The following is a 9,915-nucleotide window of genomic DNA, read 5'->3' as shown; positions in this document are numbered from 1 at the left end:
ATATCCGCAGGGGGCGTCATGTCGCCTTCCATCTGCACGCTCACTTGGTGTTCGTCACCAAGTACCGGAAGGGGATCTTCGATGACGCCATGCTCCAGCGGTGCGAAGAGATCATGCGGGAGGTGTGCGACAAGTTCGAGGTGGAGCTGCGGGAGTTCAACGGCGAGGCCGACCACGTGCATCTCCTGGTGCACTACCCGTCCAAGCTCGCACTCTCCAAGCTGGTCAACAGCCTTAAAGGGGTCAGCTCCCGGTACCTGCGCGCCGAGTACACCGGCCGCGTCAACCGGACTGGTACGGGCTCGGCGGCCTTCTGGTCACGCTCGTACTTCGCGGCCTCCTGTGGCGGAGCGCCGCTGTCGATCGTCCGTCAGTACATCGAGGAACAGCGTCGCCCTTTGTCCTGACATCACCGAACAACGGTGCTCCGCACCGTTCCGTTTTCCCGCCCCGGCTGAAGCCGGGGATACCCAACGGAAGCCCTGATGGGTGTCGAGATCGCCCCCGCACGGTACGGACGCGGCGACCTGCTCCTCGGTGACCAGCTGGGACGCCTGCTCGAAGTGGCGCGGGGTGGGCAGGACCTGCGGGAGTTCGCCGGGCAACTGCTCGTTGGCCCACAGCCGGTGCGCCGTCCGGACCGCCTCCCGTTCGTCGGTGCCCCAGCACACCTTGAGCCCGCCGTACACCGGGTTCGTACCGCCGCCACCGCGCCGGAACCGCTCCACCACGGACTCGTCCGGCGCCATCGTGATCAGCCCGTCGCCGATCCGCGCGGCGAGTTCGGCGGCCTGCGGGCCGAAGGCCGAGACGTCGATCGGCACCGGCTCGTCGGGCACCGTGTACAGGCGGGCGTTCTCCACCGTGTAGTGCCGGCCCCGATGGCTGATCTGCTCACCGGTGAACAGCCGCCGGATGATCTGCAGCGCCTCCTCCAGCATCTCCAGACGCACCGGTGCCTCGGGCCAGACGGTACCGAGGATGTGCTCGTTCAGCCCCTCGCCCGTGCCCACACCCAGCCGGAAGCGCCCCTCCAGCTGGACCGCGGCGGTGGCGGCCGCCTGGGCGACCACCGCGGGGTGCATGCGTATCAACGGGCAGGTCACGGCCGTCTGTACGGGCAGCGAGACCGCCTGCGAGAGGGCGCCGATCACGGACCACACGAACGGGCTCTGGCCCTGCGCGTCGTTCCACGGGTGGTAGTGGTCGGAGATCCACAGGGAGTCGAATCCGGCCTGCTCCGCCATCCTTGCCTGCTCGACGAGTTCCGCCGGGCCGTGCTCCTCGCACGCGAGGAAGTATCCGAAGTTCGACATCGTGCCTCCTGAACCGTGTCCGTACGGGTGACCGCTGCCGAGTACCCGATGGCGGCGGGACCGTGCACGGTGTCGCGCACAGCAGGAAGGGCACCGGGGTCGTACGCCATCGCGGGTGCGAAGGCCCAGGCCGTCCTGATCCCACGGAGGCGCCCATGGCGCTGCGCGCACTGCCCTGGAGGACCCGGAAGACCCTGCGGGGCTGGCGGCGAGGCGACGATCTGCGGATCGCGGCCCGCTCGACCGACGCCGAGGACGCGAGCCGCCGCTTCCTGCTCTACGGCGCGCTCTCGCTGTGGGTGCTGCCCGGCCTCGCCGACTGGTGGATGCACCGGCGGACCCGGATCGAGCACAGGAGCGGGACCAAGGAGTCGGCGGTCCATGCGCTGATGATGACCGAGGCCGGGATCCCCGTGGCCATGGGCCTGCTGGCCCGCGTCAACCCGCTGGTGCTCAGCGTCATGGGCGGCGCCGCACTCGCCCACGGAGCGACCGCCCTGTACGACGTGTCGCTCGCGGTCGGCGAGCGCGAGGTCCGGTGGGACGAGCCGTAATGACGGCCGCGCACGCCATCTCGGCCCCGGCAACGAAATTGGCACCGCGCCCAGAAATCACCGGGCTTAAATGCGCTGCCAGGGGCACACGGGTTTCTGCGGCACCGAAATGTGCCACTCCCCAGGGGAAAGGAAAACCTGTGTACATAGGGCTGGGCACCGTCGTCCTCATCATCGTCATCGTCGCCGTCGTCATGATGTTGCGCCGCTGACCCGTACCTCTCGCGTCGCACACCCACCCCGCCGGGGCTGTGAGGGGAAGCGGCGCGGCTGTTTCGACGTCCGCGGGACGGAACCGAATTCCACGTGTGGAATGGGTTCTTCGGGAATCCACACTACAAGGGGAAGCTTTTCCTTGGCGGACAACAGTGGGGGTACCGAACCGGCTCGGATGCCGGGGGGTCCGACCGTCACTCCGCCACACACCGGGGCGGGCACCGGCATCTCGCCGACGCCCGCCCCCAAGGCGTGTCCGGGCCGTCGAGTTCGAGACCGCAGTGGAGCGGCGCACCTCCGGCGGTCGCCTGCCGCGTCGCGCCGCGATGATATGGGCGGCGCGTCCGCGGCGCGGGTCTGACGAGCTGTGCGTGCTTCCCAGCGTCCGAACCCAGGGGGTCACGATGACCGCAGAGTCTGCAACCCCGGAAGGTTCGGAGCCGACTGAGCCCGAGGCGCCCGCCCTGGGCCCCGACAGCGATGGCAACCACGACCTGAAGCGCAAGTTCCGGGAAGCCCTGGAACGTAAGAGGGGCGCGCGGGCGGACTCCGGCGACGTGTCCGCGGGCGGCGACGCGCCGAAGGTACGCAGGACGAACGGCCCGGCCGCGAGCCGGCGGGCCTTGCGGCGCAAGGCCGGCGGCTGACCGAATCCGACCGAAGAGGACGGGTGTCCGGCCGGACCGGCTCGGCCGGACACCCGCACACCCAGGACGCGGCCAGGACCCCTCCGCGCGAAAGCACCAATCCGCGGGGGTCCTTCTTCGGGACCGGCAGCCGCTTGAACGACCGGAGCGCGAGCGGCTTCTGGCTATTGTTGGCGGGCCCGTTCGTGACACCGACGTCGTGGCGCCCTTGAAGGCCGAGGCCGTGGCGGAGGCGAACCGCACGCCGAGCCGGCCCAGGATCTCCCCGACGGGTGAAGCGGCGCTGTAGATCCAGTGGTTGCGGCTCTCGAAGCCGCCTTCCACGCGTGGCTGTGGGCGGCTTGGGTGCGCGGCCGGGGCGAATCGCCCACCGCCCGGCTCCAGTCGGTGCGGTCGAGATCGTGGTGTGCCACGACGAAACGGACCTTTTCGCGTGTGGCACGAACGCCACGGGGCACCCAGCCCGCACCCCCGCAGGGACGAGCACGAGGAGCGAACCCATGGCTGAGGACCCCACGACCAAGCACCCCCGCCCCGAGTTCCCGGACCAGGACCAGCAGCACCCCGGTTGGACCGGCCCCATGGACCCGCCCCCCGACCAACGAGGGCAGCGGGCTCCTGTACGACCGCAAGGCCGTCGTGACCGGCGGCGACTCCGGTATCGGACGGGCCGTCGCCCTGGCCTATGCCCGTGAGGGCGCGGACGTGCTGTTCACCTATCTTCCCCAGGAGAAGGAGGACGCGGACCGCACCGAGGCACTCGTCCGCGACGCGGGCCGCCAGGCGGTGGGAGCGGCGTGTGACATCCGGCAGGAGGAGCAGTGCCGGGAGCTGGTCGGGCGCGCGGTCGACGAGTTCGGCCGCATCGACATCCTCGTCAACAACGCCGCCTACCAGATGTCACAGCCCGAGGGCATCCAGGACATCACGACCGAGCAGTTCGACCGGGTGGTGCGCACCAACCTCTACGGCATGTTCTGGCTGTGCAAGATGGCGCTGCCGCACATGCCGTCCGGCTCCTGCATCGTCAACTCGGCCTCCGTGCAGGCGTACCAGCCCAGTCCGCATCTGCTGGACTACGCGATGACCAAGGGTGCGATCGTGACGTTCACCCAGGGGCTCGCGCAGATGGTGGCCGGCGACGGTGTCCGCGTCAACGCCGTGGCCCCGGGGCCGGTGTGGACTCCGCTGATCCCGGCGACGCTGCCGGACACGGCGCACTTCGGCAAGCAGTCGCCCCTCGGCCGGCCCGCCCAGCCCGCCGAGATGGCGCCGGCCTACGTCTTCCTCGCCTCACCCGCAGCGAGCTTCATCACCGCGGAGATCCTCAACGCCACCGGCGGGACACCGCTTCCCTAGACGGCGGGCACTCACCGCCGGGTGCGGGTGCGGGTGCCAATGCGGGTTGGGGTGCTGGTCCGGATGCCGCGCGCTTGCGGTGGGAGATGCGCGGTTTGCTGTCGCGATGGCGGGGCACCTGCCACTTCGGTGCTTCGGACCGGAGGCGCAGGCCGAGCGGGCTCCGCCTGCCGCCGGGAACGCCCTGCGGTTGCACGGATGTCCGTACGGCGGAAACGGCCACTTGTCGGCGCCGTGCCGGAGCTTCTTCGCTCATGCACGGTGCGACGGCCCTGGCGAAGGAGTTGCCCTGATGCTGATGCCCCTGCCCGTCACCTTGCGCCGAATGGTGACGGACTACGAGTCGCTCCTCGCGGAGGCGCCGGATGCGACGATCCCGTCCGGTCAGAGCCTGCGCGACGCCGCTTACACCCTGTGTGTGTCGACCGGCACCCGCGACGTCGACCATGCCCTCGACGTCGCCCGTGCCTACCTGGCCACGTCGACGTGAGCGGACGGTCCGTCACCTTACGTCCGTTGCTCCCGCGCGGAGACGAAGGTCCAGGCCGGCGTCGGGCCGTGCGGCAAAGGAGGTCGGTCCGGCTGTCGAATGACGGGCTGCGGAGATCGGGGCGCGCGTGCATCCGCGCCGGAACTCTTTCCGGCCCTGTAGCGACCGAGTATCTTCCGGGTGTGCAACAAGTTGCAGCAATTTTCCGAGATTGCTTTTAGGTCGGGAGTCCGTTGCTCGCCATGGTCCTGCGGCGCCTCAGGGCACCACGGCGGGGATCCACACGGGACGGACGCCGGTCGAGCGGGTCCCGCACGCCGGACACCGCGGCCACCGGCCGCGGAGCACCCTTTGGGGATTCCGCAATGAGACGCACCCCAGCCGGGCGACTCCGGCGCCCAGGGGCGGCATCGGCTGCCGCGGCGGTCATGCTCAGCCTTTTGTCGGCGCTGCCCGAGGCCGGCCGTACCCAGAGCGCGGCACCGGCCGCCGCCGAGGCGCCGCGGGCAAGGTCGGCACCGACGGCCCGTACCTGAAGTGGTCCGCCGCGCCCGGGCGGGCCCCGTGGGCGCGGGACCGGCCGGTGCTCCGCTCCGGAGCTTCGCCCGCGGCGGGCACCGGGCGGGCGTCAGCGGGCGACCGATATCGCGAAAGGCGCGAATCCGCCGGACCGGATCACGTGCGGCACGAACAGTACGGCGGCCTCCGTGGCGCGGGCGGTCCGGATCCCGCCGAGATCGGTGATCCACTCCTCACGCCAGCCGAGGTCGGTCAGCAGGGCGCGGACGGTCTGCTTGGCCTGCGGGTCCTCGCCGGACAGGAAGGCGTCAGGCGCCTGGGCGAGTGTCGCGGGGGCGGTCATCACCGTGAACAGCATGGTGTTGAGCGTCTTGACGACGTGTGTCCGGGGGAGTGCCTCGTGGAGCCGCTCGGCGAGGCTGGAGCCGGGGTAGAGCAGGTCGGCGGGGAGTCCGTCGGGGCCGTCCACGGTGGCGTTGGAGACGTCGACAAGGATCTTGTCGCGCAGTTCCTCGCGCAGGGCGACGAGCCGCTCCAGGGAGCCGGCGCCCGGGGTGGCGTTGATGACGATGGGGGCCGTCCGGGCGGCGTCGGCGGCGGCGCCCGGCGTGCGGTCCGCCACGGTCACCTCATGCCCCGCCCGGACGAGGGCCGCGGCCAGGTTGCTTCCGACGCGGCCGTTTCCGAGAACAGCGATCGTGGTCATGGCGAACTGGTCCTTCCATGTGTGCAGAGTGAGCAGAGTGTGCGGTGCGTGCGGTGTGTGCGCGGTCAGCGCGAGAGCGTGGCGACGGCTGCGGCGTGGACGCCGGGCGCGGCGGCCAGGAAGCTCCCGCTCTCGGGGGTCCAGGGGCGTCCCTCGGCGTCGGAGATCCGTCCGCCCGCCTCGGTGACGAGCAACGCCCCGGGCAGCAGGTCCGCGCGGGCACCGGCGAACTGCCAGAAGGCGTCGATCCGGCCCGCGGCCACGTTCGCCAGGTGCAGGGTCGCTGGTACGGCGGTGCGGACCACGAGCGCGTCGAAGAGCATCGCCGTGATCGACGAGCCGACGCGCCGTACCACCGCCTCGTCCTCGTCCGGCCTGGCCTGGCTGGTGGCGACGATGCCCAGGCCGAGGTCCGCGGCCTGGGAGACGTGCAGCGGCAGGCCGTCGAGGTGGGCGCCGGCGCCGGTGCGAGCGGTGTAGGTCTCGCCGGTCAACGGCAGGTGGACCGCGGTGAGCACCGGCTGGTTCTCCCGCACGAGGGTGGCCGTCACGGCCCATTCCGGCAGGGCGTGCAGGTGGTTGACGTTGCCTTCGGCCGGATCCACCACCCACCATTCGCCGGGCGGCAGCGCCCCGCCGTCCAACTCGTCCTCCACCCAGCCGGCGTCGGGGCGAAGGCCCGCCAGCAGGGGGCGGAGGATGTCGAGGACCGAGTCGTCGTTGGCGGCCAGTGCGCGCATCAGCTCTTCGCGAGTCCGGTGGCGGACCACTTCGCCGAACCGCTCGCGCAACGCCGAACCGGCGGTGCGGACGGCGGACGCGGTCCGGTCGAGCAGATCGGCGTCGAAGGCGGCGACGTCCGTGGTCCGAAGCGTTTCGGGCATGGCGGAACTCCCTTGCGGAGAGGGGGCGATGAGAGTGGTCGGGACGAGCCGTGCGGTGCCTCGTCCGCTCTCGTCTCGAAGGTATGGGGCCTCTTTGTTAACTTCAAATGCATGTCAGGCACGCCTAGGATTACTCGCATGCAATTAGATCTGAACCTGCTCACCGCGCTCGACGCGCTGCTGGAGGAGGGAAGCGTGGCCGGAGCCGCCGCGCGCCTGCATGTCACCGCCCCCGCGATGAGCCGGAGCCTGGGCCGAATCCGGCGCACGACCGGGGACCAGATCCTGGTGCGGACCGGCCGCACGATGACCCCGACGCCGTACGCGATCGCCGTCCGGCAGCAGGTGCACGAGCTGCTGCACCAGGTCGAGGGAGTGCTGGCACCGAGCCGTGAGATCGATCTCGCAACGCTGGAGCGCACTTTCACGCTCCGCTGGCACGATTCCCTGATCGCCTTGAGCGGCCCCGCACTGCTCGCGGCCGTACGCGGGCAGGCGCCTGGAGTGCGGTTGCGCTTCGTCGCGGAAACGAGCGGCGACACCCCCGAGCTGCGGCGCGGCGAGGTCGACCTGGAGGCGAACTCCAACCGGCCGGGCGCACCGGACATCCGTGCCGAGCACGTGGGCGAGAGCAGCCTCGTCATCGTCGTCAGGCGGGGACACCCCCTCACCCGCGTCAGGACCCTCACCGCCAAGCGGTACGCCGACGCCGAGCACATCAACGTCTCGCGACGCGGAAACCTCGGCAACGCTCTCGACACCGCCCTCGCCGGGCTCGGGGTCAGCCGCCGCGTGGTGGCGACCGTGCCGACGGAGGCAGCCGCCCTGGAGTTCGCCCGCGGCTCCGATCTCCTGGTGAGCGTCCCCGAAGCCACCGCGAGGCCGGCCGTCGCCGACACCGGCCTGGCCGTGCTCCCCCTCCCGCTCGAACTGCCCTTGGCGCCGGTGTACCTGTCCTGGCATCAGCGTTACGACACCGACCACGCCCACGCCTGGCTGCGCGGGCTGGCGCGAACCGCCCTCGCCCGGTGCGAAGCACCTTAGAGCTCCGAACAAGAGTGGAGCCGGCGGGCGGCGCCCGGCGCCCGGCGCGCACGCTCGCCGCTGCCGTCATCGGCGTGGAGCCGGCGGTCGCGGTGCGTTGGTACCGCCCATGTGGTGGCATGCGACCGTTCGACTGGAAGCCGTCCTCGGGCAGGTACCTGTCGTTTTCCGAGCGAGAGGAGATCGCGCTCCTCAGGGCCCGGGGCAAAGACGTGCGCGAGATCGCTCGAGACATCGATCCGAGCCGGAACCGAGGGGGTGGCGGGCCGGCAGGGTGCGGACACGCGCGGGCACCGCCGGGCATGAGGCATTACGCCGCTTTCGCCTGCGTCGCCAGGACGTCCGTGGTTGCGCTCCGGCTCGCCGGGTACAGCGATGGGCAAGGGGGTTCCCGCGGCCCCGGTCCCACTGAAAGCGATGTATTTGTGATGGTTCCCGGCGGCGCCGACGATCGCGCCGGCGGCTCGGGGGACGTTCCGACCGCCGACGCGCGTGAGATCGCGGATGCCGTGGACTGCCTGGTGCACCTGTGGTCCACGGCCGCGCAAGAGGCGACGGTGCGGCTGTCCCCGCACCAGCTGCGGGCGTTGCGGGTCCTGGAGACGGCGCCCGAACTGAACCTGACGGGCCTGGCGGAGCGGATGGATCTGGGGATGCCCACCGCCAGCCGGCTGTGCGACCGGCTGGAGGCGGCGGGCATGATGGAGCGGGCTGTGCACCCGCAGAGGCGTCGTGAGGTGCAGCTCCGACTCACCGCCCACGGGCGCCGTGTGCTGCGGGACGTGGCCCATCGGCGTGCCCAGGCGCTGGCCGAGGTGCTGCGGGGCATGGAACCCGCGGAGCGGGCGGCGCTGACCCGGGGGATGAAGGCCTTCTTCGCGGCTCAGGGCGGATCGACCGGTCGGCACCCGTAGACGGACTCCGACGGACGTTGACGGATGGGGACGGACGCAGAAGGGCGCCGTGGGGTCACTGGGCGATGCGTCCGGTCCAGTCGAGGCACACGACGGCCGCGTCCGACTCCAGTTCCGCGCTGTCGACGTGCTCGATCAGACCGGCGACGACGGCGCGAGCGGCTTCCTGGGGCGCCGTCTGCCGCGTCGCCCGCAGGATCTGGCGCAGGACGCCCTCGCCGAAGGTCTCACCCGTCCGTGAGCGGGTGCCGTGGACGCCGGTGCTGATGGCCAGCAGGCGGTCACCCTTCTCGACCTGGAAGGTCTGCTCCTCGTAGAGGGTCTCCTCCATCATGCCGAGCGGCAGCTGGGCCTCGAATTCGACGCGTTCGACGGTGTTCCCGCGCTGGCGGTAGAGGCGGGGTGACCCGGCGTCGACGGCGTGCGCGGTGCCGGTGGCCAGGTCGAGGCGCAGCAGCAGGGTGGAGGCGTACATCTTGCCTCCGTATCGGCTGTAGACGGCCTGGTCGGCGAGGCATGCCTGGTCGGCGAGGCCGAGGCCGGCGCGGCGGGCGTTGCGCAGTGCCCCGATGGTGAGCCCGGCGAGCAGGGCGGCGTCGATTCCCTCGCCCATGCCGTCGGTGACGGTGAGCGTGAGGTCGTCGGCGCCGGCGGACCAGTCGAAGGTGTCGCCGCCGATGGAGTAGGCGGGTTCGAGGTGGGCGCCGAGGACACACTCCTCGCAGGCGTAGGCGCGGCCCGGCAGGAGCTGCCACTGCATCTCGGCGGCGAGGGTGAGGCGCCGGGTCCGGCGGGCCTGGAGATACAGATCCGTGTGCCGGCCGGCGGCCGCGATCTCGTGTCCCAACGCGGTGGCGAAGTCGGCCAGTTGCAGCACCGTGTCCGGTTCGGCGGACGGTGTGGGCACCCGGACGGACAGCACGCCGAGGCGGTCGCCGCGGACGGTGACCGGCAGGTGCACCATACGGGTGGCCGGGTCGGCCGTGACCTCCAGGACGGGGTGCTGGGTGGTGAAGGCGGTTCCGGCGGGCCCCTCGTGGGCGGAGACCGTGTCGCCGGTGTACGGCAGGTGGGTGACGGGCTGGAGGACGGCCAGGCCGTAGTCGGCGAGGAGGAGCGTCAGGTCCAGGGCGCCGACGCGCTCCGCCAGCAGGCGGCGCGCGGTGGGCACCAGGGCGTGCGGCGGAGCTGCGCGCAGCTGGGCTTCCGCGGACGGGCCCGGATCGGAGGCGTTCACCGTGTCTCCATACCCTCCACTCGGGTCCT

At 71.4% G+C, this 9,915-nt stretch carries 10 protein-coding genes and 2 pseudogenes; 8 read left to right on the top strand and 4 right to left on the bottom strand.

What is annotated here, in order from left to right:
• The first annotated feature begins 2 nt into the window (after window positions 1–2).
• Complete coding sequence (tnpA, locus tag WN71_RS39660; protein ID WP_079177745.1) at window positions 3–407, top strand: IS200/IS605 family transposase; 405 nt, start codon at window positions 3–5, stop codon at window positions 405–407.
• Here the strand turns inward: tnpA and WN71_RS08930 are convergent.
• Entirely contained in the window at window positions 318–1,316 is a 999-nt protein-coding gene (locus WN71_RS08930; RefSeq protein WP_079177744.1) for a TIGR03557 family F420-dependent LLM class oxidoreductase, read from the bottom strand. The genes tnpA and WN71_RS08930 overlap by 90 nt on opposite strands.
• Window positions 1,317–1,471: 155 nt before the next feature.
• Here WN71_RS08930 and WN71_RS08925 point away from each other — a divergent pair, with 155 nt between their 5' ends.
• The 4 genes and pseudogenes from WN71_RS08925 (at window position 1,472) to WN71_RS08910 (ending at window position 4,582) form a co-directional block, all read left to right on the top strand.
• On the top strand, window positions 1,472–1,870 hold the full coding sequence (locus tag WN71_RS08925; protein ID WP_338058680.1) for a hypothetical protein: 399 nt from the start codon (window positions 1,472–1,474) through the stop codon (window positions 1,868–1,870).
• 620 nt (window positions 1,871–2,490) lie between these two features.
• Complete coding sequence (locus WN71_RS08920) at window positions 2,491–2,733, top strand: DUF5302 domain-containing protein (protein WP_046592204.1); 243 nt, start codon at window positions 2,491–2,493, stop codon at window positions 2,731–2,733.
• A gap of 500 nt (window positions 2,734–3,233) precedes the next feature.
• A pseudogene (locus WN71_RS08915) lies at window positions 3,234–4,092 on the top strand (SDR family oxidoreductase).
• Between the two features lie 292 nt (window positions 4,093–4,384).
• A complete protein-coding gene (locus WN71_RS08910; RefSeq protein ID WP_046592189.1) occupies window positions 4,385–4,582 on the top strand; it encodes a DUF5133 domain-containing protein in 198 nt (65 codons plus the stop codon).
• 628 nt (window positions 4,583–5,210) lie between these two features.
• Here the strand turns inward: WN71_RS08910 and WN71_RS08905 are convergent.
• Window positions 5,211–5,807, bottom strand: a complete 597-nt coding sequence (locus tag WN71_RS08905; RefSeq protein ID WP_046592188.1) for an NADPH-dependent F420 reductase — start codon at window positions 5,805–5,807, stop codon at window positions 5,211–5,213.
• A 65-nt stretch (window positions 5,808–5,872) separates the two neighbouring features.
• A complete protein-coding gene (locus WN71_RS08900; RefSeq protein WP_046592187.1) occupies window positions 5,873–6,691 on the bottom strand; it encodes a 3'(2'),5'-bisphosphate nucleotidase CysQ in 819 nt (272 codons plus the stop codon).
• Between the two features lie 138 nt (window positions 6,692–6,829).
• On the opposite strand from WN71_RS08900, the gene WN71_RS08895 reads away from it, so the two are divergent.
• From WN71_RS08895 to WN71_RS40800, 3 genes and pseudogenes are all read left to right on the top strand, one after another.
• Entirely contained in the window at window positions 6,830–7,735 is a 906-nt protein-coding gene (locus tag WN71_RS08895; RefSeq protein ID WP_046592186.1) for a LysR family transcriptional regulator, read from the top strand.
• A gap of 56 nt (window positions 7,736–7,791) precedes the next feature.
• Window positions 7,792–7,965 (top strand): annotated as a pseudogene (locus WN71_RS40805) (helix-turn-helix domain-containing protein); the annotation flags it as partial.
• 198 nt (window positions 7,966–8,163) lie between these two features.
• Window positions 8,164–8,649: a MarR family winged helix-turn-helix transcriptional regulator gene (locus tag WN71_RS40800; RefSeq protein ID WP_046592203.1), complete on the top strand. Its 486-nt coding sequence runs from the start codon at window positions 8,164–8,166 to the stop codon at window positions 8,647–8,649.
• A gap of 55 nt (window positions 8,650–8,704) precedes the next feature.
• Here WN71_RS40800 and WN71_RS08885 read toward each other — a convergent pair whose 3' ends face one another.
• Window positions 8,705–9,886 (bottom strand): PP2C family protein-serine/threonine phosphatase, encoded by a 1,182-nt coding sequence (locus WN71_RS08885; RefSeq protein WP_046592185.1) that lies wholly within the window; start codon window positions 9,884–9,886, stop codon window positions 8,705–8,707.
• Between the last annotated feature and the right edge of the window lie 29 nt (window positions 9,887–9,915).

Origin of the sequence: Streptomyces mangrovisoli (genome assembly GCF_000974985.2) — a bacterium.
Taxonomy (GTDB): Bacteria; Actinomycetota; Actinomycetes; order Streptomycetales; family Streptomycetaceae; genus Streptomyces; species Streptomyces mangrovisoli.
This window is presented reverse-complemented; position numbering and strand designations above follow the sequence as displayed.

Excerpts from the sequence above, each read along its gene's own strand:
- WN71_RS08930 (WP_079177744.1), bottom strand. The coding sequence starts at position 1,316 with ATGTCGAACTTCGGATACTTCCTCGCGTGCGAGGAGCACGGCCCGGCG.
- WN71_RS08925 (WP_338058680.1), top strand. The coding sequence starts at position 1,472 with ATGGCGCTGCGCGCACTGCCCTGGAGGACCCGGAAGACCCTGCGGGGC.
- WN71_RS08900 (WP_046592187.1), bottom strand. The coding sequence starts at position 6,691 with ATGCCCGAAACGCTTCGGACCACGGACGTCGCCGCCTTCGACGCCGAT.
- WN71_RS08895 (WP_046592186.1), top strand. The coding sequence starts at position 6,830 with ATGCAATTAGATCTGAACCTGCTCACCGCGCTCGACGCGCTGCTGGAG.
- WN71_RS08905 (WP_046592188.1), bottom strand. The coding sequence starts at position 5,807 with ATGACCACGATCGCTGTTCTCGGAAACGGCCGCGTCGGAAGCAACCTG.
- WN71_RS08920 (WP_046592204.1), top strand. The coding sequence starts at position 2,491 with ATGACCGCAGAGTCTGCAACCCCGGAAGGTTCGGAGCCGACTGAGCCC.
- WN71_RS40800 (WP_046592203.1), top strand. The coding sequence starts at position 8,164 with ATGGTTCCCGGCGGCGCCGACGATCGCGCCGGCGGCTCGGGGGACGTT.
- WN71_RS08910 (WP_046592189.1), top strand. The coding sequence starts at position 4,385 with ATGCTGATGCCCCTGCCCGTCACCTTGCGCCGAATGGTGACGGACTAC.